Source organism: Nocardia sp. NPDC005745 (assembly GCF_040630775.1).
GTDB lineage: Bacteria > Actinomycetota > Actinomycetes > Mycobacteriales > Mycobacteriaceae > Nocardia.
In genome coordinates this window covers 1-22,197 of sequence record NZ_JBEXYF010000057.1, presented here as the reverse complement: position 1 = coordinate 22,197, position 22,197 = coordinate 1, and the positions used below count along the sequence as shown (strand labels likewise).

Genomic DNA, 22,197 nt, shown 5'->3' with positions numbered 1-22,197 from the left:
TTCCCTCCGCCCGTGCTCGGCGACAGATCTACGATTACCGCAGCGTCTCCTGGATCCGATGCGCATCTGTCGGGGAACACACTCGCAGCGACTGAAGCGGCGAATGCGTTCCCGATGCGAACCCCGCAAGAAATGTGGAATTGCGCGTGGGCTCGCTTCTATGACACAACGATCGACGCCTGCGCCACCAGCGGGACGAACGATGCACTCTGCATTAATGCCCAGTTGCCTCAAATGAAGTCGACGCGTCCAGAGGCGGCCGCAGCCTGTTGCAGACCCGCCGCTGTTCCCCTCAGTCCCCAACAGCGGCCAACCCCGCCCGCGCAACGACTTCTGAAGACGTACCCCAACAGGTGCGGGCACGTCCGGGCCGCCGCTGGGGTTCACCTCGCCGGTGATCTCGCACTGCATGTCCCGGCGGAGATGTGTGTTCATCGAGGCCGGTGCTCGCACCGGCAGAACCATGGCCTGGGCGATTCCCCGCCATGATGTCCGCGTGCTGGCCACGTCCAACCGGCCAGACCTCTACCGCCACACCGTCCTGGGCCGCCGCCAGCACGGCCGAGAATGGCTGCTGGATCCTCAAGGGGTCACCGGCAGCGTGCAGGTCGGGTTCTGGGTGAACCTGCTGCGGCAGGTCACGACGTTGGCGGCCGCCCGCAAGCTCGCCTCGTTCTTCGTCTCGGCATCCAAAGAGAAAGACGCCCGGGTCGACAGCTATTTCGATGGCGGCGCGCAAGACCCTGCTGGCGTGCTATCTGCTGGCCGCGGCCTGCGCCGGTGGCGACTTGCTGCATGTCGCCGAATGGCTCGGCCACGACCAGGACACCACCCCGGCGCTGATCCTGAGAAAGATGCGCAAGCTGCGCCCCGCGCAACGAATCCTGGAATATCAAGCGCTGCACTCGCGGCAGCGTGACGGCCTGTTCGACATGGCCCGCCGATTCTTGAACGTCCTGTCCGATGAGGTGTATGCGCAGATGGTGTGCCCACCGATCCGGCGCAGGATCACCGTCCACGAACGCGGCGACAACGACATCGACATCGGGCTCAACGTCCACAGTCCCCGGCATGATCTGCCCGAATTCGACCCCCGTTTCGTCGGCCACATCGACCCCCACTTGCGGGTCATCCTCGACGCCGCCAACGGGCCACTGCACCGCTGCACACCCGAGCATCACACCGACAGTCCCGGACTGTCGTTCACCGACGTACCGCTGGACTGGTTCGCTCCAGTGGGATCCGTCGCCGCGGTCGAGGACGCCGGATTCGTGCCAGATTTCCGTATTCTCAATGACTTCCGCATTCTCTGACCACCTTCGCGCCCCCTGCCGCGACTGGAGGGCGGTGTCGGCCGTCTGCTGCATCGCAGTTCCGCTGATCGTTCGGATGCGGTCGGTCTGTGAAGTAACGCCCCGCTTCGACCCCCGATAGACTTCACGACCCAGGCGGCGACGGAAATGGCACCGCGGGGCGCGGTGAGGGGGCTCGGCGTGTCTTTCGACGACTTATTGGAAGAGATGCAGCAGCGCGTCACCGGTTATCTGCGCTCCGGCCGAATCGACATGGTGGTGGGGGAGTCGGCGATGGCCGAAGCCGCCGCGCTCTGGGATGCCGCGCAACCAACCGACCCTGATTCTGCACTGCCTCAAGATCTTCGGCGTCTGGCAGCGGCGCGCCACATCCTGTGCTGGCTGTATCTTTCACGCTTCCACGCGATCACTCCGGATGCGGCTGGCCAGTCTGAATTGGCGCGCGCCATCGTCGTGGTGGAGCCACTCGCCGGCGATGATGCGGCGATACCGGAACCGCTGCGGGTGTACCTCGGCTCGACTGCTGCGGCCGATGATCAAGCTGATCTCGCCGATGATCTACAGCAATACGCGGAAACCGTGCCTGAGCTGATCGTTCTCGACGCCGCGATCATCCTCTACACAGCTGCTCTACCAGGCATTTCCGTAGACGACCTCAACTGGGCACGGACGCTGTCCAATTGTGGAGTCACCTACCGGATGCGCTACGAGCGCGACGGGGTGTCCGCTGATCTGGAGCAGGCGATCGTGCTGGGGGAGCGGGCAGTCTCGGCGGCGCCGCCAGACCATCCCCATCGACCGGCAATGGTATCCAACCTCGGTCTCGCCTACCAGGTGCGCTACGAGCGAGGCGGAGCGAAAGCTGACCTGGACCGGGCGGTCGAACTCGGCGAGCAGGCAGTCGCCACCGTCGGCGCAGGCGACCCCGAGCGGGGGGCGATGCTGTCGAATCTCGCCACCGCTTACCGCATGCGATTCGGTAGTCGGGGGACGCCAGCCGATCTAGACCGGTCCATCGAGCTGAGCGAACAAGCAATCACGCAGATGGCGCCCGATTACCCCCGGCGGGCGGCCCTGCTGTTCAACATCGGCGTCTCATTGCGGTTGCGGTTCCAGCGGCGAGGGCTTTTGGCGGATCTCGACCGGGCGATGGAGCTGATCGGGCAGGCGGTCACCGCTACGTCTTCCGACGATCCCGAGCGGGCAGGGATGCTGTCCAGCCTCGCCAACGCCCACTATCTGCGTTTCGAGCGTCGAGGTGAGCCGGCCGATTTGGACGCGGCGATCGAGATGGGCCAGCAGGCGATCGCCGCGACAACTCCTGGTCACCACTACCGCGCAGGTATGGTGACGGCCCTCGCCAATGCCTACCATCGCAGATTCATGCTGGCGGGCGCGCTCGATGACGAGCAACATGCGGTCGAGTTGGGTGAGCAGGCGGTCGCGGCCGCGCCCGTCGGCAGTCCCGGCCGGGCGATGTGGCTGTCGAATTTGGGCAATACCTATCACGCTCGTTACCAGCGCAGTGGGGTGCTGGCCGATTTGGATCGGGCGGTGGAGTTGGGTGAGCAAGCGGTCACCGCCACACCCCTCGACAGCCCTGACCGTGCGATGTATCTGTCCAATCTCAGCACTACGTACCTGACGCGTTACCAGCGCAGTGGGGTGTTGGCCGATGTGGATCGGGCGGTGGAGTTGGGTGAGCAAGCGGTCACCGCCACACCCCTCGACAGCCCTGACCGTGCGATGCGTCTCTATACCCTCGGTAACGCCTACCACACGCGTTATGAACGAGGTCGGGCACAGGCGGATGTGGAGGGGGCGATCGAGATCATCGGGCAGGCTGTGGCGAGTACGCCCTGCGACCATCCCAACCGGGCGCTCTACCTGTCCGGCTTGAGCAACGCCTACCTGCGCCGCTACCAGCCGGGTGGAGCGCTTGACGACATAGACCGCGCGATCGACCTCGGCGCGCAGGCGATCAGCGCCACGCCCGCTGATCAGCCCTATCTGGCCACACTGCTGTCCAACCTCGGCTCGATTTATCGCGAGCGGGTGCACGGGGGTGGGCAGGGCGCTGACTGCACAACTTTGTTCGCCCTTGCCGATCAGGTCGCCGCGGCGGTGACCTCTCCGCCGTTCGACCGGGTTCGGGCAGGGTTGGCGATGGGGTGGCTGGCGCTGGCGGTGCACGAGCACTCTCTCGCTGTCAGGCTGCTCGACGAAGCAGTCGCTCTGGTGCCGTTGGTCGCGCCGCGGGAATCGGGGTGGGAAGACCAGGAACACCGTCTCGGCGAACTCAGGGGACTGGTCGTGCAATCCGTGGTCGCTCATTGCGCGATCAACGATCCCGTCGGGGCGATGGAAACCGCCGAACTGGGCCGGGGAGTGCTGTTGGCTGCCCAACTGGACGCCCGCGCCGACCTCACAGACCTCGCCCACGCCCACCCCGAACTGGCCACACGACTGCGGCGACTACGTGACCAGCTCAACACCCCACACACGGCCGACACCCAACCCGGCGGTGCGCCCCCAGAGCAGACGCACAACCGGATCGAGGACCGCAAACGCAGGTGGGCAGAGCACGACGAGCTGCTGACCGAGATCCGTCGACAACCAGGCTTCGACAGGTTCCTACGACCGCCGCGACTGACGGACCTGCAACCTGCCCTGAGAGACGGCGCTGTCGTCCTTGTCAACGTCGACCAACGCCGCAGCGACGCCATCATCCTCACCGACCACGGTGATCCGGTACATATCCGGTTGCCGGACTTGGCATTCGACGACTTCCTCTCCCATGGCTTGGCGCTGCTGGACAGCACACACGACACAGGTCTCGCGGCAGTCCTGCGCCGGCAGCGTGTGATACCCGAGATCCTCGGCTGGCTGTGGGACACCATCGTGCACCCGATCCTGCAGGCCGCACCGCTGCAAGCAGGCAAGCAGGAACTGTTGCCGCGGATATGGTGGCTGCCCACCGGCCTGCTGGGCTTGTTCCCTCTCCACGCCGCCGGCCACCCCGGCCGGCCCGGTGCCCTCGACACCATCATCTCCTCCTACACGCCCACCCTTCGTGCGCTGGCACACGCCCACGCACGGCCACCGGCCACCATCCGTCGCCAACTGACCGTCGCCTTGCAGCACACACCAGGGCTACCGGATCTGCCGGGTACCGTCGCTGAAGCCACCGACCTGCACGCCCGCCACCCCGATATCCCGCTTCTGCTCGACGACGCGGCCACCACCGACGCCGTCCTGGCCGCCCTCCCGAAGGCCACCTGGGCGCATTTCGCCTGCCACGCCAGTGTCGATTTCACTACCTCTTCCCGCAGTGGCCTGGCCCTGCACGACGCGACGTTGTCGCTGCCGCAGATCAGCCGCCTCGACCTCACCCACGCCGAACTGGCCTACCTGTCGGCCTGCTCCACTGCCCACCGAGGGATCTGGCGCGCCGACGAATCCCTGCATCCGGCATCGGCCTTCCAACTGGCCGGGTTCCGCCACGTCATCGCGAGCCTGTGGCCGCTGACAGATCGCATCGCCGCGGCCGCCGCCACCAGCTTCTACCAGCACCTGCCCGCCACACCCACCGCCGACCACGCCGCGATCGCGCTGCACCACACCACCCGAGAGCTGCGCACCCGATACCCTGATCGCCCCGATCTGTGGGCAGCACTCATCCACAGTGGCCCCTAACTCAGCGTGAAGCTTAATGATCCGAGCACGGTGGCGTCGAAAGCACCCAGCCACGGTCGTGGTCGGACGAACACAGAATCCACTTCATAGCGGTCCACAGCGACGGCTTCCACGGCAGGGACGCGGCCTTCCATCCAGGTCGGCAGATCCGAGGATCGGCAGTTGCGGTCGGCTGGATGAGGTCAGCGTCCTTTGCGGATGATTCTGGTGAGATCTCGGCCTTCGTCGGGGGTGAGCGGGCCGGTGCGGTCGGCTTCGGCGACGCCGAGGGCCGTGGCGAGGTCGCGGCCGTGGAGGTCGAGGGCGGCTTCGGACAGGGTGGTCAGGTCGGCGACGGCCGCGCGAGCGCGAACCCATCCGGTGACACCGATTCCGACGCCGATGACTGCGGCGGGCCACCACAGGGTGGACAGCAGCAGGTAGGGCCATGCCCAGGTGCCGGTGGCCGTTGCCGCGACGAAAGCGGCGTTGGCGGCGGTGATCTCGGTGCGTGTGGTCTCGGGCAGCACCAGCCACAGCCGAGACCAGGCGAAGGTCAGGTCGAGCCCGTATCGATCGACGGCGATCGATTCCAGGGCGTGGATGCGGTCTCCCATCCAGGTCGCACGCCCAGGTGTGGTCAAGGCGAGGTCGTTGATTCGCGCTGCGGCGATGTCGATCTGGTGTTGCTGTTCGGGGGTGCGTGCATGGTGCGGATAGTTCTGTTGCAGTGTGTGTCGCCGGTCGACTCGGGCGTGCCAGCGTCGGCGACGGCTGTCGACTCGTCGGCGTTGCAACGGGGCCAGCGGGCGGGGCCACGTCCCCAGCCACACTGTGCGCGTTGCCCCCGCGGCCGCCTGCACCGTCAACCCGACGCCGGCGGCGGCCAGCAGCACTGCGACCATCGCCACGGCCTGGCTGCCGGGAGACTGGCGGCCGATCCAGGCACTGACCTCAGCGATGAACGCACGCGACCGGGTGTAGTCGAGTGCGTGCCGATGTCCCAGTCGCACCCCGATTCCGGCGGTCGCGAGGAAAACGGCGCCGGGAATGACCAGCAGAGTGACCCATCGTTCGGCGAGTTTCTTGGCCAGTTCCTGGAAGAAGGTGCCCACCGGTACCTACTGTCGCCGCATCAAGGTGCCGGTGAGGTTGCATCGTGGCACCGGCCCGGCCGGCACAGTCGTGGTGACGTGATCGCAGGCGCGGTCGGGGCAGCCGAATGATTCTTCGTCCGCACGTCCCGGACCGAACCCGGGCAAACTCGTCGAGATCATCTGCCTGGTCTCTTCCCGGGTGGCGCCCATCAGTTCAGCAAGCAGAGCCTCGATAGGTCGTCGTGCGCGGGCTTCGGTCTCGATCCGTGCCAGTAGCTGCTGGCGCGCCTCGGGCCAGCGGGCGCATTCGGCTCGCAGAGCGTGCAGCCCGCTGCACAGCCCGGTCAGTGCTGCTCGTTCGGCGTCTTCCATTCGAATCCCTTCCCCCCGCAACACATGCCTCCCGCGGCGGGTCGCTGCGGGGATGGCGTGAGGCGGTCTCCGTCACGCCGCACTAAGACATGGTTCCACCGAATACCCGCCCACGGAAAAGATCGGGCGTGTTGTCACGATGATCGCCGGTGTCCGTGTCGTTCGATCAGTCGCCACTACGAATCGGTCGGTGGATCAGCGGCCACCGTCGAGGTGCCGCAATCACGGTGCCTGCGGCAGCTGAGGTCGAAAACGGTTTCGCTGTCTGCCGGACGCCGGCCGGTAATCCGACCATGCCGCCGTCGGGAACACCATTTGCCGTCAACGCCCCAGTTCATCGGTCGGCGCCGAAATCGTCGGCTCGCTTGTCGTGCCGAGGTGGGTGACGTCGGCCGGTTCCGGCGCACGGGGGCTCGAGCGGCGATGAGCCTGTTCGCTGTCGCGCTCGGCTGGAGACAGGGTCGCGCGTCGGCGCTGTTCGGCACGCAGTGCGTCGAGTTGGCGTTGCCAGTGACCGTCGTCGCCAGCGTGGGTCTCGGTAACCGCAGTGGCCTGCGGCGGTGAGAACCTCCCGGGGTGGGTGAGCACTTCGTCCCACTGCTCGGATGGGCCCGCGATGAGTTCGGCGTCGCGGTGGGCGTCCTGTGCTGCGCGGCGCGATGCGGCGACCGCTGTGATCAGCTGCTGTTTGGTCTGTCTGAGCGCGGCGAGAGTGGATTCGAGGTGGTGGGTGTCGCTGGTGGCGGAGACGAGTTGCGTGCGGGTGGCTGCGATCTGCCGGCCGATGCTGTGCAGTTGCTTGCTCAGGTCCGCGGCGGTGTCTGCCGCAGAGCGCGCGTCGGTGATCGCGTCGGCCGCAGCGATACCCTGCGACCGGGCAGCGCCGGGATCGGTGATCGGCGGCGACGCCGGAAGGGTTTCCGCGGCCTTCATGCTGGCGGCCAACGCGATCCGGCGGCGGGTCTGTTCGATGCGGTCGCTCAGTTCCGCATCCGGCAGCTCGCGCACCGGGTCGGTTGCCTCGGCACGGGCCTGGTCGGCTTGGGTTCTGAGTCCGTGCTCGAGCACCCAGGTTCGGATGCGGTGGCGGTGGGCGAGCGCGACGCGGCGCCAGTCCCGATGCAGGAACGCCAACGCTTCCGGTGCCGGCCGGGTCGCGGCGACATACGCGCAGCGTGCCTCGATGTACCGATCCGCGTCGTGGGCGGGAATCCCGGGCCCGCCTTCGACGCGGCAATCACCGCAGAGCCCGTCATCGCGTTCGGTGTCGCCGGTGACGGGATCGAAGGCGGGCCGGTCAGCGAGAGGGCGTTCGAATCCGCACCCCACGCACGGCAGATCGCGCAGCGGCTCCAGCAGCGCCTGCAAGTGCTCCTCGCGACTCGGATCGTGCTCGCGGCGACGGGCACGGCTGGTTCTGAAGTCGTCGAGCCGGTCGGGTTCGTCGCGCCAGTGCATCCTCCTTCTCCCGACCGGGCTGTCGCTGTCGACGAGCCGGGCCGAGCTGTCGGGCAGGTGTTCGTCGTGGCGGGTGCGGTCGTCGGGGTTGGGTTGGATGAGGTGGTCGATGTCGCCGGTGGTGTAGTCGAAAACGACGTCGGGCTCGCCGTGTTGCTGGGCGGCGGGTACTCGGCGGGTGGGATCGACCCACCGGCGGCTGTCGCGGGGCGCGCGGTCACGGCGGTAGGCCGGTTGGCGGGTCTCGTTGTCACGGTGGAAGATGCCGGGGTCGGTGTCGGGGATACAGGCGCGGATCAGTTCGGCGCGGTCGGGAAACCGTGTGGCGGCGTGCTCGAGGCGGGCGCGGGCGACAGGGAAGGCGTAGCGGCGCAGGGTTTCCTCGACTCGTTGGAGGGTGTCGCGTTCCAGCGGGCTGGCGGCGTCGGTGAGCCGGGCGATGGCGTCGGCCGCGGACGCGACCTGGCCGGTCTTGATCAGGTTCGCGGCCTCGCGGATCTGACCGGCCAGCGGCACACGGTCGGGAGACGCCGTAACCGGTGGGGGACTGTCTGGTAGACGCGCGGCGGTGGGGTCGGTCGCTGGCCGGGGTGGTGGGTTGTTGTCCATGGTGGCCTCCGGGGACAGGGACAGGGTTTCGGCGGTGTGGTCGGGGACCGGGGGATGTCGGGTTCTGTGGCGGGGTGCTCGTCGAGGTCGGGCGGTTCGGTGGGCGGTGGCGGGTCGGGGTAGGTGGGGACGGCGCGGGTGAGGGCGTCGATGCGCCAGGCCAGGGCGGTGGCGAACTGGTCGGGGCGCAACCTGTCGTGGTGGTCGGTGCGGCCGCCGACGAGTAGTTCGCTGGCGACTTCGAGCAGTTCGCGGGGTGTCCAGCCGGATTCGGCGGCGCGGTCGATGGCGGCGACGACCCTCGGCCATGCCGGGTCGGCCAGCACCCGGTCGGCGTCCTGGGCGCCGAGTACCGCCCGCAGTTGCGGTGTCCACGCCGGCGCGAGGGGCACTTCTGCGTGCGGGGTGTCCAGGGCGCTGGGGCCGAAGGTGATGCGTGACCAGAGCACGGCGGCGGGCATCTCGGCGGGCAGCGGGCGGATCGCGGCGGCGGTGGCCAGCAGGGCGGGGACGTCGATGCCGGCGCGGTCGGCGGTGTCGAGCCGTTCGGCGAGGATCGGCCAGAACGGGTCGTCGGTGATGCCGACGGCGATGCGTTTGGCGGCCGGCGACCATTTGTTGACCGCGAGGTTGGCATCGCCGATCGCGTCGTTTGTGCGGGCGGTGAGTAGTTCGTAGTGGTGGCGTTCGGCGGCGACGAACCGGGACGGGCCGGCGGGGCGGCGGTCGAGGTCATCGACATGCGAAGCGGCCCGCCACACCGCGAGGTCGCCCAGAAGACTCGGGTCGGTGCCGAGGAGCGGTCGTGCCCACAGCGGTGCGCTCGCGGGTGTGAACGCGGCAGCCGCAGCGCGGATCTGGTCTGCCAGCTCGGTGATGATGCGGGCGCGGGCGACCAGGAACGCCCCGACATCCGGGTCGGTGCGCAACGACTCCGGGATGCCGGGAAGCCACGGCAGCGGCCCGGGAGGGGCTGAGTGCGCGTCGGAGGTGTCCAGTCGCCAGTCCAGCACCGCGGCGACATCCCCAGCGGAGCCGAGTTCGCGGGGCTTTGATCGCGGCGGCGAGTTCGGCGATGGGGTCGCGGCCGGCCAGCAGCAGCCGAGCCAGATGCTGGCGCAACACGCTATATCCGCGGCTGCGGATCAGGCCTGGCCACAACCTGTTGGCTTCGCGGTCGATGCGCGCCAACACTGACGTGCCGAGGATGTGGTCGATGGCGACGGGCAGGGCGTCGAGGTAGATGTCGGTGGCGCGCCCGAGCCGCCGCCACGGGTCCAGCGCGTCGCGTAGTTCGGTGTGGGCGGATGTGTCGGTGTTGGCGCGACCGAGGATGCGGGTCAGGTGCTCGAGGCCGGTGCGGGGCAGGACCGCTTCTTCGGTCCAAAAGGAGGGTTCGTCGCCGTCGACGGTGGTGGTGAGATACAGGTGGTTGCCCGCGCGGCCGCGAGTGACCGCGACATACAGCTGGGGGCGGGTCTCGTGGCCGGTCAGTGCGGTGTGGCAGGTGTCGGCGGTGATGCCCTGGGCGGAGCCGATGGTGGCGGCGTACCCCAGCCGCACATGGGCGGCGACATAGTCGCCGGGCAACCGCACCCGCGCGCCGAGCTGGCGGTGTCCGAGCAACTGGACCACGCTCAGCGACCCGTCGGCATGGACGTCGGTGACGATCCACCGGTAGCCGTTGCGGACGTAGTCATCGGCGCCGACGCTCAACCGGGGATTGTTGAGGCCGGTGCGGATCGTGTCGCCCACCGACGCGTACAGGGTGTCGGCCAACGGCACCTGCGCGCCGGCCGGTTGCCCGGTGAGGCGGTGTTCGCGTGCGAGCCGGTTGAGGTCGGTGACCGTCGTGTGGTTGGCGGCGAGCATGACGCTGTCGCGTCCGGCGGTGTGGTCGGCCAGCCATCCGGCGAATGCGGCGTCGGCGACGGCGGCGGGGCTGCCGACGTGGATGCGGCCGTGGTCGAGGTAGTAGGCCAAACCGGCGGGGTCGCCGTCGCGTAGCAGCAGGCTGGCGTCGCCTTCGGCGTCGTCGACGAAACGCACGATGTGGGTGAGGGTTTGAGTACGCGCTCCGGCGGCGTGGATCATGTCCTGCACCGCGCCCCCGGCGTCGATCGCGGGCAGCTGCTCGGTGTCACCCACCAGCCGGACCGTGGCGCCGCGTGAGCGCAGGAACATCAACAACCGCAGCCGGGCGGTGTCGGGGATCTGTACGTGCTCATCGACGATGACCAGCGTGCGGTCGTCGATGTCCAGCACCCACTGCGGCAGCGGCGGTGGCAGCCGGTCGGGTTCGAACAGCAACCGCTCCCGGGTGGGTGTGTGGCGTGCCAGGACGTGCAGCAGTTTGTCGACGGTCTCCACCCGCGCCCGGATGTCCGCGCCGAGGACGGCGGCCGCGCGCGCGGTCGGCGCCAAACCCAGCACGCTGCCGCCGCCGGCCAGCCACGCATCGGACAGGACCGCCATGGCCGTGGTCTTGCCCGACCCCGCGGGCGCGTTGGCCATCTGCACTCCCGCCCCGGAGGTCGCGAACGCGCGGATCGTCGCGAGCTGGCCCTCGTTCAAGCGCCGCTGCTGGTTGCCGGGATCCACGCTGAACGCCGCGATCGCCGCATCCACCACCGGCGTGGGGATCGCGTGACCGTCGCGCGTTCGCGCCATGTCGATCAGATCCGCCTCCGCGGCAAGGACCTTAGGGGCGGTGTAGAGCTGACCGTCGGCGCCGGTGTAGATCGAACAGCCGTCCGCGCGGCGGAACAACGCGGGCACTACCGCCAGTTCGGGATGGGCGGCCACGTCCGGGTCCCCGCGCGCGACCGACCGCGTCGGCGCGAGCGCTTGCTGCTCGACCGCGGCACTAACACGCGCCCACTGCGCGACCGGCACCAGACCGCGGATCACCCGCTCGACTTCGGCGCGCACATGCGAACGCCGCCACACCGACCTTTGCGCCGACACCGTCGCGACCACCCGGTCCGCGCAGCGGCCGATCCAGTCGGCGTCGATCACCGGCCGCACCGGCGCGCCCGGATGCAATGCGGCGGTGATCATCGCCGCCAACGCCGCCTGTCCGCCGAGCACCGCGAGGGCTTGGCGTCGCCACGCGGCGCGTTGTTCGGCCAAAGAACGGGCCGCCGGTTTGGGTCCGCGGTGTCGAGGATGGCGCGCTGCACCAGCTGATACATCTCCACCGGCAGCGGTTCGCGCCCATAAGTGGCCTGGTGTGCGACGGTCAGCTCGCCCAGCCGGGCGGTGATCGCGGCATCACGCTGTGACCAGTGCTCGTTCAACGCCGGGTCGACACCGACGATCTCCCGGATCGGGCGCTTGCCGGGATCCAGGCCGGCGCGTTCGGCGAACCGCACGCCCAGCAGCCGCTCCAGATGCATTTCCAGGCGGGTGTTGTAGATCTCGGATGCGGTGACCGCGGCACGGTAGAACACCGCGCCATCCAGTGTCCGCCACTGCCCATCCGCGGCCCGCACCCTGTTGGCGCACACCACATGGGTGTGCAGATCAGGGTCGCCCGCACGCGATTCGCGATGATCGAATTGCGCGGCGATCAACCCATCGACCTCCACCTGGCGGACCCCGTTACGGCCCACGCGGGTGTAGGTGGCGTGCTGCTCCAAGTACCGCATCGCATCAGCGACCGCGAGATGATGTGCCTGCTCGACCAATCTCGACACCGCCCGCGGCGCGACCGCCCACAACGTCGACACCGACTTCACCGGTGAAAAGGTCCAATCGAAACCCGCCATCGCCGTGGTGTGCTGACGCGAATGACGCGCCACCCACCCCGACAACTCCCGGTCATCCAAAGGAGGACGAGCGAAACGCTCGACGAACATCTCCCGCGCGACCGCAGTCCGGATCACGGCCCGCCGCTCGTCGGGAATCGGCGCATACCGAGAGAGACCGACGCCGACGTTGTAGTCGTTGAACGCGACCGCGCACCGCTTGCGGTACTCACTGGCGCCGTTGTAGATCCGGAACGGCGCACCCAACCTCGACGCCTGCGACGCCGCCCGCTTCGCGTGCTTGCGTTTCGCGCCCCGGCCGATCTCCTCGGCGATCACAACCGCTTCGATCGCATCGGCCTGCGGGTGGCGGCCCAAACCGAGCAATGCCTTCATCTGTGGCTCGGTCACCACATCCCCGGCCCGCACCGCCGAGCCGTCCACCGGCATCCCCCGGTAGTGGACCGCCAGCCCCGCCAGCCCTGCACCGAACCATCGTCCGGGCCGAAGACGTGGATGTATCGGTGGAGTGCGCCATGGTACGGCGATGGGGCGTGCACCGTTCCCCCGTGCGGTAACCCGGACGGATGGACGCCGGTGACCGGGTTGACGTGCACCGGACACTACGGCTTGCGCCAGAGGCGTGCGGTGTGCGAGTCCCGAAGCATCACGGCGCGGGCTTCTTGAAAGCGGGTTCGTCTGGATGCCTGGTCGCCGTCGTGACCGCGATCGTGCTTGTCATAGGCCTTCCGGTGCGGTCGGCGCACACCCGCTGAGGGCGATGCTATGCCCTACGGCTGCCACATCGCGTCAGCGACGACCGGTGCACCGGCGTGGCGCGGCGAGAAAGCCGGTGATTTCACGGGCAACGGCTCACGCGAAGTCAACCCAGCTCTGATCGACCACATCGACCACCGCCTCGATCACCTGCGGCATCTCGACGACGAGCTCGGCAGCCGCGACCTGGCCGCGCTCGCCCGCAACGAACTCGGGCTCATCGTGCCGCTGCTGCGTCACGGCCGCTACACCGAACACACCGGCAGACGCCTCTACTCCCTCGCTGCAGAAGTCGGCCGCCAAATAGCGTGGAGCGAATTCGACCAAGGCCACCACGCCGCGGCGGCCCGCTCATTCGAGATGTCGTTGCGAGCATCCGCGACCGCCGAGGACCCTGTCACCGGCGCCTACGCGCTGTCTTTCATGGCCGTCCAGTGCTACTCCACAGGTCAGCCGCAACAGGCCGTGTCACTTCTCGACACCGCCCAGACCGAAGTCCGCACCCTGGGCACACCCCGCATGACTGCCATGCTCGCAGCCCGTTCGGCACGCGCCCTGTCCAAGACCGGCGACAGCAAAGGGTGCGCGCACCACCTGCACCTGGCGGAAACCGCTCTGGAGAAAGGACCAAGCCCCGACGACCCACCCACCCTGTACTGGGTCACACACGGCGAGATCGAAATGATCGCCGGATCATCGGCGCTGGAGCTCGGCAATCCAGCCCAAGCTATTCGCCACTTCAACGCGGCCGTGGCCGCCGACTACCGCGGCGACGACCGATACCCCCGCACCCACGCCATCTATCTCGCCAGAGCAGCCGAAGCGCATCTGGCACTACACGACCTGGACGCTGCCATCGACACCGCGACCCACGCGATGCGCTGCCTCGGCGGGGTGGACTCCGCCCGATCCACCTCCACCTTGGACGGCCTGCGCACCAAACTCGCCGACCACGCCGCCGTGCCACTCGTACACGACTTCCTCGACGCCACCCGGTAATCACTACATCGGCGGTAGATCCAGCAGCCTGCGCAGTTCATCCGCCGTCTCGTGCTCATCGAGGGCATGAATCACTGTCATCCCCAACGCATCGGCCGGTGGAAGGTTGACCTCCGAGTCGTCGGCGAACACACACGACTCCGCCGTGATGCCCAACCGGTCGAGCGTCAGCTCGAAAATCGCCGAGTCGGGCTTGCGGATCCCATGCTCGGACGACAGGACAACGACATCGAAGCGTTCGTCAAGCTCGTAAGGACCGTACGGGTCATACGGCTCGCGGCCCAAGGAGTTGGACAGCACCGCCGTCCGCACTCCCGCAGCCCGCGCCTCACGAACAACCTGCAATACCTCGTGAGCCGGGTCCATCATGTACAGCAGCCGACGCATCAAATCCTCGCCATCGACACCCATGAGTGCCCCGAAGTCGGAATTCCATGCCTTCTGGTCGATCTCACCGGACTCCAGCTGCCGATACAACACCTGCCCTGCTGGATCAGCCCAAGCTCGTAGGAAAGTATCTGGACGCAGTCGCTCGCGGATCTCGAATAGTTCGGCCACCTCGACCATGTTGGACGTCAGCACCCCAACAAAGTCGAGAATGAGGCCCCTGAACCGCCGCTCCGCCATAGCCGCAACCCTACCGAGTTGCCACCTTCCTCCGCGCGGAGAGAATGTTGCTCCGCAAACGCGCCCCCGCTGCGGCGCGCGCCGCCTGCTGTCAGCGTCTTGCGCCGCCCTCGAGGTAGCCGCACGATTTCGGCAGATGTGTGGCGCTCCCCGTGAACCGTGCACAACAGCGCCGCGTGGGCACGTGTACGCGGTGGTGTCCAGCGGCAAGGGAGGCCATGTGCGCGGCGGTGAGCGGGTCGAGGTGCCGGGTAGTGCGCGTGGGTTCTCCGCGCCGCCAGTCAAATCCGACGAGGAGGGGAGAGTCATCGGAGAACAGGCGACGGATCCGGTTGGCAGCCGCCTTGGACGAGTCGGGTAGACGTATTTTCATACTGTAGACGTTTGATCACCAGAGTAAACCTTGTAAACATCTGATACATTTCTCGTATGGATGCCTTCACCCTGCCGGACCTTGTGACCACCCAGGACTTGGAAGAGTTGCTGGGTGTCAAACGCGCGATGATCTCCCGCCTGCGTAAGGAGGACTCCCGTTTTCCTGAGCCCATCGCGCAATCCACACCCAAGAGGCCGCTGTACCTGCGCGAGGACGTGCTGGAATGGCTCGTGGTCACCGGCCGCGCGCCCGAGGCGGCGTTGCCGGTCTTCGCTCCCGTGCCCGGCGGCGGCCCGATCAGGCAACGCTGGTTCCGTGGCGCGGCGGAGTTCGTGAAGCTTCCCACCGGCGATGGTGGGTACGCCGAAGCCCATGTAGCCCGCTACAGCACCGGTGAATTCTCCGACCCGCGTGTTCTGAGCCTGGTCGTGCCCGTCGGCGAACCCAGCGTCTCGCGGTTTCCCGGGCAGCACGTTTCCTCTGCCGTCATCGCTGCCCTCGGGTATGGCGGTGAGCGCGGGATGCGCGGCGCGATCGCCTGGATCAGGCCCAACAACTGGCGCCTCTACGACCACGGTGACCTGTTCGGCGCCGAAGTCCCCGACCATCCCGACGTCTTCGAGTTCGGGCTGCGGCTGGAACTGCTCGACGCCGCGGTCGTCTCGCAGCTGATCGGGCACCTGCTGCCGTACTGGGAACAGGGCGCGGTCTCGAAAACAGCGGCCGCGCTGTGGGAACCACGCCCCCTCGGCCAGCACACCCCACCAGTGCCCGCCTCACACACTCCACCAGGGCTGGCCGTCGCCGCGGGGCTGCGTCGACAATGCCGCGAGGTCATCGACCAGATCACCACCGGAGCAAGGCCCGCCCCACCCGAGATCGTCGACGAACTCGCCCAGCTCGGAAACACGATGTGGGACACCACCTTGACCCACCAATTCAACTGGGTCTACAAGACCTCTATCGAGGTGCCGCCGGGCTGGGTGCTGCCGATCGAGCCGCCACAGTCCACCCTGACCGACCCGAACCCTCCACTGCCGAAACAGCCCGGCGCGGTAGCTCTGTTCCACGCCCTGCAATGGCTGATCGAACAACCCAACCTGCCCCACGGCATGGCCCGCACCGCCACCGACTACTACGGCTACCCCAACTCCATCGACGTGCTGACCCTCGACTGCGGTGGGATCCCCGAGCACCTGCGCACCGCCATCGACCGCCACCTCACCGCGATTCCCGCACACGACAACTGGCTGCACGAAGCACTCACCACAGCCCTGGAGCGCCATCAGCGCCAACACCTGTCGAATGCCGGGAATCGCCCGCAGGACCCCACGGCCGCGGACAGTGCGGGTGCCTCTCTCGGGTGGGTGACCGACACCGATCCCCAGTCTCACCCCGCGCGCAGACTGCCCGGCCACCGCGCCGGTGGCCTGCTGGCCTACCACGTTCCCAGGACGCTATTCGAGATCGGCACACCCGCGGTGGTCCACCTGTTCGCCACCACCGTCGGCGACCGACGCCGATACGGCGGCATCCTGATCGACCGCACCGGCGCCGCCAGCCCCATCCCCCTCGACCCCGACGCAGCAACCCCCCAGGGCACCGCCGCGCAGCTGGCCGCCCTCGCCCTCGGGATCACCGAGCCGTTGCACCTGGGCCGCCAGCCGAAACTGAGGAACGAGCCTCCGCAGCTCACACAGCTCGCGGCGGCGCTGGCCACCACCGACCACCTCGAAATCGACTGGGAAACGCTGTGCGACATCGTCGGCCCCCGCCCCGACGGCCTCGACGAGCGCGACTTGGTCACCACTATCAACGACCACGACCCCTGGAACACACCGGACCCGCGCGACTGACAACCGCCCCCGCCGAACCCCGGGCCGCGACCTGGATGCCCGCGGCGCACGCGTCCGCGGCCGGTCGTGCGGTGCGCGACATCGCGAAAACGGATGCGCGCCGCCGGGCGGGCCTGTCGATCGGGTCGTGCCCGACTGCGGGAACATCCCGGCCGAAGGGCATGCCCAGTGGCAACAGCACCAGGACCTGACCATCAGCCGGGCTGGATCCCGACGCCCACCGGCCCGGCGGGGTCGTCGAGCGGCGTCGTTGTGAGGCCGGTCAGCCGGGCGGGCGAATCGCCTCGGCCGACTGCGGGCGCTGCGACAACGGCCCCCGTCGTCGTCGGCGACCTGGCCGCCGAACTGATCGAACTCGACCAGCCCCCGCGCCCGTGCGGACCGGGTTACTCCGTCACGGCTGGCGCGTGCGCTCTCGGCTCGGGCTGATCCGCGCTGAGCACGCCGGATGAGATCGCCCGCGTGATCTGCACGCGGCTGGTTCAGGAACCTGCGGGCGTTGAGGGTCGCCCGAACTCGCCCGTGAACCCTTGTGGCAAGGGCAGACTGGGGTGATGGCGCGCACGATTACCCCGATGTACACCTGCGCGGTGTGCGGGAAGACAACCACCCGGCTGCTGGGTTTCATCGCGGTTCTGAAACTCTCCGGCGACGGCGAGGGTGGTGGCCAGGCGAGTCGACACGCAGCGGTGCTGGGCACCTGCGCGGCTCATCGCGACCGGATCCCAGAGCAGTTCGCCGCCCAGGCCGCTGTCCGCGGTGAGGTGATCTCGGTCTCCGACGAGCCGGTTGCGCTGCGGCCCGCCCAGGTGCCGGACTGGTATGTCGAGGTGGAACGGGCCGCCGCCGAAGCGCTGGCCAGCGTGGGCTACCCGATCGACAACACCTTCATCCCGGTGAGCTCACCCGACGAGTTGCCGAGCACCTGCCCGCACTGCGGCGGCGAACTGTCCTGGGGCACCGGCCCGCATGTCGCCGACGCCGCCGCACGCGGCGACGCCTCCGCATGGGAATGCTTGGACTGCCGAGCCGCCGGACTCCTGCAACCAACCGACCGACCCGCACACTAGCCGCGCCCCTAAACCTCGGAAGGCCCAGGGGACTTCACTGCCGGCCTTCCTACTGCAGCGGCTGATGCGTGCGTCGGAGCGCTGGTCTGTACGCGCGGTCCGGTACGGCGAGGCAGGCGTCGCGCGCAGCAGGCGCGGCGGCCTTCACGAATCGTGACTGAGCGCGCGCATCGCGCGCGATGCTGGATTCAGCAAACTGGCGCGTAGAATTGGGCCGGTCAGAACATCATCGACCTCGCTCGTACCGTGGTGAGGAGCGGTTGGGGGGATCTCGTGTTGGAGTCGGTGCCCGAGGTAGTCGCCGCCGCGGTCGCGGTGGGCGCGGTAGCGGGGTTGACCGATACCGCCAAGCAGGCCGTGGCTGATGCGTATCAGAAGCTCAAGGCTCTGGTTGCGGGTCGTGTTGGATCCTCTGTGGTGGAATCGGTGGAGCGCCAACCCGATTCGAACGCCCGCCGGGCGGTGCTGGTCGAGGATCTCCAGCGCGCGGGCACCGAGAACGATCAGCAACTGCTGGCTGCGGCCCAGGCGTTGCTCGCGGTCGTGCGCGCCCACGAGGCTACCGCCGGGGCTGCGGTCGGTGTGGACCTGGAGCGGGTGTCTGCGGCGGCGTTGCGGATCCGTGAAGTGATCTCGACCGGGACCGGAGTCCGGGTCATCGGGAGCGATTTTGCCGGGGATATCGAGATCGGCTCGGTGCGCGCGGGCAATGCGGAGCCGCAGGACCCTCCTCCCGCGCACCGGTAACACCCGGCCCGGGCGCGCGACCCGCACTACAGGGAACCACCACGAGCCCGCTCGTCGTCGGCGGGTGGTCGGGACTGGTGGTGTTCACCGGGGTGTCCGCGGGCAGGGACATCATCGTCAATATCACCCAGACGCTGGCTGCGGCGACCTCGGCGGCGGTATCGGCTGGTCGGGTGGTGGGCGCGATCTTTTCTCTGCCAAAGCATTTCGTGGTGCGTGAGCAGTTCCGGGAGCTGGCCGAACAGGTCGCGGGCACGCGGGTGACCGCGGTGGTGACCGGGATGCGGGGCGTCGGGAAAACCGAGCTGGCGGCCGCCTACGCACGTGCGGCGTTGACGTTGCCCGAGTGCGAGCTGGTGGGGTGGGTCGACGCCGAAACCCCGGGCTCCCTCTTGGACGGGTTGACCGCGATCGCCACCCACCTCGGGGTCGCTGACCCCGGGGGTGATTCATACCGGTCCGCGACCCGGTTGCGTGATCACCTCAACGGGCGTGCGGGGTTGGGTTTGCTGGTGTTCGACAACGCCGTCGACCCCGACCTCGTCGCGGAGTTCATCCCGGCGCACGGTGGGATGCGGGTGGTGATCACCAGCACCGACCGGGACTTCACCACTCTGGGCGCCGGGGTGGACCTTGAGGTGTACGAGCGAGGGGTTTCGGTGCGGTACCTGCACGAGGCGACCGGGCACCGCAGCCTTCCGCCTGATGACGTTGGTGCGGACGAGATCGCTGGGCAGTTGGGTGATCTGCCGTTGGCGTTGACCCAGGCCGCAGCGACGATCACCGCACGTCGGTTGGACTACACCCGATACCGTGATCTCCTTGCTGGGCCGTTGCCGCGTGTGTTCACCCGGCGGGGCGGTGAAGGGCACCGTTTGGTCGTGGACAAGGCTGTCCTGCTCTCGATCCGAACCACCGAAAACCCCACCGAAGACCCCGAACTCGACACTGCGGTGACCGATCTGCTGGGTGTGGTGGCGATGCTGTCCCCGGCGGGTGTGGCCCGTGATCTGCTGCCCGACGACTTGGGGCGCCAGGATGAGGCGATCGCTCGGTGCGTGCGGGGCTCGCTGCTGACCTGGTCCACTGACAACACCATGGTGGTGATGCACCGGCTCGTCGCCCGGGTGTTGCGCGAACGCGCCGACACCGACCATGCACGCACACAGTTGGCCGACAACGCCTTGGACGCGATCGAGCCCCACCTATTCGACCGTGCTCAGGCGTGGCAGCGCCGGGTCGAAGGCGCGCAGTTGATCGAGCACATCGACGCGATCACCGCCACCGGCCTCACCGACCACACCGTCTTCCCTGCACGTATCTGGGCCGGTGAGCAGTTGATCGAGGCCGAGGACCTGGCGCGGGCGATCGACTACATTCTCCGCACACTCGGCGACGCCGAAACCCACCTCGGTGCCGACCACCCGCACACTTTGACTATTCGCCACGACCTCGCCTGGGCCATTGCGTCGTCGGGCCGGGTGACCGAGGCGATCACCTTCTACGAACAGCTCCTCACCGACCGAGTGCGCGTGATGGGCTCCGACCACCCGGACACCTTGATCACCCGCCACGCCCTCGCCGGGGCCTTCGAGTCGGTGGGCCGGGTGACCGGGGCGATCACCCTGTTCGAACAGTTACTCACCGATTCGGTGCGGGTGATGGGCGCCGACCACCTGCACACTTTGACCACCCGCCACAACCTCGCTGGAGCCTATGACTCGGCGGGCCGAGTCGATGAGGCGCTCACCCTCTACGAACAACTCCTCCCCGACCAGGATCGGGTGCTCGGCGCCGACCACCTCGACACCCTGACCACCCGCAATACCCTCGCTTACGCCTATGCGTCGGTGGGCCGGGTGACCGAGGCGATCACCCTGTACGAACAGTTACTCACCGATTCGGTGCGGGTGCTGGGCTCCGATCACCCCGGCACCTTGAATACCCGCCACAACCTCGCCGGAGCCTATGCGGCGGTGGGCCGGGTGACCGAGGCGATCACACTCTACGAACAGTTACTCACCGATTCGGTGCGGGTGCTGGGCTCCGATCACCCCGACACCCTGATCATCCGCCATAGCGTCGCCTACACATTCGAGTCGGTGGGCCGGGTGACCGAGGCGATCACACTCTACGAACAACTGCTCACCGACCAGGAACGAATTCTGGGCGCCGACCACCCCGACACCTTGAACACCCGCAACAACCTCGCCTACGCCTATGAATCAGCGGGTCCGATGGATGAGGCGATCACACTCTACGAACATGGGTGAGCCGGTTCAAAGCCCCCACCGCTATAGAACGACGAAGTCCTCCTCAAGTACCTGGCCACTGTCGGAGATCAGCTTCCGAGCACTCGAAGATCTTCCCTAATCGCAGAGACCCACCGAGTTCACTGCGACAGGACACGATATGTGATGTCCTCAGCATTGACCGTCGACTACCTTGGCGGCGGCACGTCGTACGAGGGGGATCCCCTGACTACAGGGGGTTCACCTGCCGCGCGGCGTCGGCGGGCGCCGGTCGCCGGTCGAGGCCGCGCGATGCGGTCGCCCACACCGCCTGCACCTCCCCATCGCCGGAACCTCCGACACCCCCGCGGCAGTCGCCACCACCCGCCACGGGGGCGTCCTCATGGTGGACGCAGTTGACTGCGGTCGCCGCGCTGCTGACGGCCAGCGCGGCGCTTGGCGCCCTCTATCTCACGGGTGGTTCTCTGTGGTCGCCACATCAACAACACCGGCGGTACCGCCGTCGCCAGGCTCACCGACGTCGCCGACACCGCCGACATGCAGGCACTGGCCGACTTTGCCTGCAGCGCGCCGATACGAGAACCTGACGCGCTGCGTGGTCGGATCGACATCGGCCAGCGCCACAGACGGCTTCGCCAAGCGGTCAGTGAGAAACGGCGGACCGCGTTTGCGGCCCGCGATCAGCGTCGGGGTCAGTCGTCGTAGGGGGTGAGCGCGTATTCCCCAGCCGACGCACGGGCCGCCGCGGGTGCGATACCGGCTGAGTCCAGTCTGCCGCGCCACCGCGCGCGCCACGCCGCCCGTGTTGCGTCGTCGGCCAGCAAGGTATCGACAGGGATCGAGTCGGCACCCTTGAACGGCCACAGCGGATCCGGTTCCGCGGCCAGGCACAATCGGGCGAGGATCGCCCGGCGCAGAATGTCTCGGAGTCGGTCGTTTGCGAAGCCGAGGCGGACCAGGAAGTTGTCCTCATCAGCGTGGGTTGGAACGGTGGAGATCCCATTGAGAGCTGTGGTCAGTTGCTTCACGGTGAGGTCGCCGCCGTGGACGATTTTCGAACGCAGCCCGTACAGTTCGCCGATGTCTCTGAACAGAACGGTCGCTGGATCGTCAGCAGCCGAAAGTAGTGCCGCCACCCGAGAGCGCAGGCGCAGGGTGAGGCCCTCGGTTTCTTTGCTGCCGCCGAGCACAGCGGCTTCTAAGCCGGTAGCAAGATCCAC

Annotated in this window: 16 protein-coding genes; 7 read left to right on the top strand and 9 right to left on the bottom strand. The window is 68.0% G+C overall.

Annotated elements, in window-relative coordinates:
* Positions 1-725 precede the first annotated feature (725 nt).
* Positions 726-1,313: a hypothetical protein gene (locus ABZ420_RS34525; protein WP_357131965.1), complete on the top strand. Its 588-nt coding sequence runs from the start codon at positions 726-728 to the stop codon at positions 1,311-1,313.
* A gap of 180 nt (positions 1,314-1,493) precedes the next feature.
* Positions 1,494-5,009 carry a CHAT domain-containing protein gene (locus ABZ420_RS34520; protein WP_357131962.1) on the top strand — a complete coding sequence of 1,172 codons (3,516 nt, stop codon included), beginning with the start codon at positions 1,494-1,496 and terminating at the stop codon, positions 5,007-5,009.
* 182 nt (positions 5,010-5,191) lie between these two features.
* On the opposite strand, the gene ABZ420_RS34515 is transcribed toward ABZ420_RS34520, so the two are convergent.
* The 6 genes from ABZ420_RS34515 to mobF all read right to left on the bottom strand — a co-directional run bounded on the left by ABZ420_RS34515 (position 5,192) and on the right by mobF (position 12,897).
* Positions 5,192-6,103 (bottom strand): hypothetical protein, encoded by a 912-nt coding sequence (locus ABZ420_RS34515; RefSeq protein WP_357131959.1) that lies wholly within the window; start codon positions 6,101-6,103, stop codon positions 5,192-5,194.
* Between the two features lie 6 nt (positions 6,104-6,109).
* On the bottom strand, positions 6,110-6,457 hold the full coding sequence (locus tag ABZ420_RS34510) for a hypothetical protein (RefSeq protein ID WP_357131956.1): 348 nt from the start codon (positions 6,455-6,457) through the stop codon (positions 6,110-6,112).
* A gap of 321 nt (positions 6,458-6,778) precedes the next feature.
* Complete coding sequence (locus tag ABZ420_RS34505) at positions 6,779-8,431, bottom strand: hypothetical protein (RefSeq protein WP_357131953.1); 1,653 nt, start codon at positions 8,429-8,431, stop codon at positions 6,779-6,781.
* Positions 8,392-9,285 carry a hypothetical protein gene (locus tag ABZ420_RS34500; RefSeq protein ID WP_357131950.1) on the bottom strand — a complete coding sequence of 298 codons (894 nt, stop codon included), beginning with the start codon at positions 9,283-9,285 and terminating at the stop codon, positions 8,392-8,394. The genes ABZ420_RS34505 and ABZ420_RS34500 overlap by 40 nt, the downstream gene beginning before the upstream one ends.
* Positions 9,257-11,656, bottom strand: coding sequence for an AAA family ATPase (locus tag ABZ420_RS34495; protein WP_357131947.1), 2,400 nt, complete (start codon positions 11,654-11,656; stop codon positions 9,257-9,259). The genes ABZ420_RS34500 and ABZ420_RS34495 overlap by 29 nt, the downstream gene beginning before the upstream one ends.
* Complete coding sequence (gene mobF, locus ABZ420_RS34490; RefSeq protein WP_357131944.1) at positions 11,581-12,897, bottom strand: MobF family relaxase; 1,317 nt, start codon at positions 12,895-12,897, stop codon at positions 11,581-11,583. The genes ABZ420_RS34495 and mobF overlap by 76 nt, the downstream gene beginning before the upstream one ends.
* 162 nt (positions 12,898-13,059) lie before the next feature.
* Here mobF and ABZ420_RS34485 point away from each other — a divergent pair, with 162 nt between their 5' ends.
* Positions 13,060-14,049, top strand: a complete 990-nt coding sequence (locus ABZ420_RS34485) for a hypothetical protein (protein WP_357131941.1) — start codon at positions 13,060-13,062, stop codon at positions 14,047-14,049.
* A 3-nt stretch (positions 14,050-14,052) separates the two neighbouring features.
* Here ABZ420_RS34485 and ABZ420_RS34480 read toward each other — a convergent pair whose 3' ends face one another.
* Positions 14,053-14,676, bottom strand: coding sequence for an HAD-IA family hydrolase (locus ABZ420_RS34480; RefSeq protein ID WP_357131938.1), 624 nt, complete (start codon positions 14,674-14,676; stop codon positions 14,053-14,055).
* A 429-nt stretch (positions 14,677-15,105) separates the two neighbouring features.
* Here ABZ420_RS34480 and ABZ420_RS34475 point away from each other — a divergent pair, with 429 nt between their 5' ends.
* From ABZ420_RS34475 to fxsT, 4 genes are all read left to right on the top strand, one after another.
* A complete protein-coding gene (locus tag ABZ420_RS34475) occupies positions 15,106-16,908 on the top strand; it encodes a hypothetical protein (protein ID WP_357131935.1) in 1,803 nt (600 codons plus the stop codon).
* 554 nt (positions 16,909-17,462) lie between these two features.
* Complete coding sequence (locus ABZ420_RS34470; protein ID WP_357131932.1) at positions 17,463-17,978, top strand: hypothetical protein; 516 nt, start codon at positions 17,463-17,465, stop codon at positions 17,976-17,978.
* A gap of 276 nt (positions 17,979-18,254) precedes the next feature.
* Complete coding sequence (locus tag ABZ420_RS34465; protein ID WP_357131929.1) at positions 18,255-18,725, top strand: hypothetical protein; 471 nt, start codon at positions 18,255-18,257, stop codon at positions 18,723-18,725.
* 77 nt (positions 18,726-18,802) lie between these two features.
* Positions 18,803-20,998 (top strand): FxSxx-COOH system tetratricopeptide repeat protein, encoded by a 2,196-nt coding sequence (fxsT, locus tag ABZ420_RS34460; RefSeq protein ID WP_357131926.1) that lies wholly within the window; start codon positions 18,803-18,805, stop codon positions 20,996-20,998.
* 429 nt (positions 20,999-21,427) lie between these two features.
* On the opposite strand, the gene ABZ420_RS34455 is transcribed toward fxsT, so the two are convergent.
* Together ABZ420_RS34455 and ABZ420_RS34450 are read right to left on the bottom strand one after the other, a co-directional pair.
* The gene (locus ABZ420_RS34455; RefSeq protein ID WP_357131923.1) at positions 21,428-21,601 is read right to left on the bottom strand and encodes a hypothetical protein; all 174 of its coding nucleotides are present in this window, start codon (positions 21,599-21,601) and stop codon (positions 21,428-21,430) included.
* Positions 21,602-21,669: 68 nt separating this feature from the next.
* The coding region (locus tag ABZ420_RS34450) for a hypothetical protein (RefSeq protein ID WP_357131920.1) at positions 21,670-22,197 on the bottom strand (528 nt) is incomplete at its 5' end.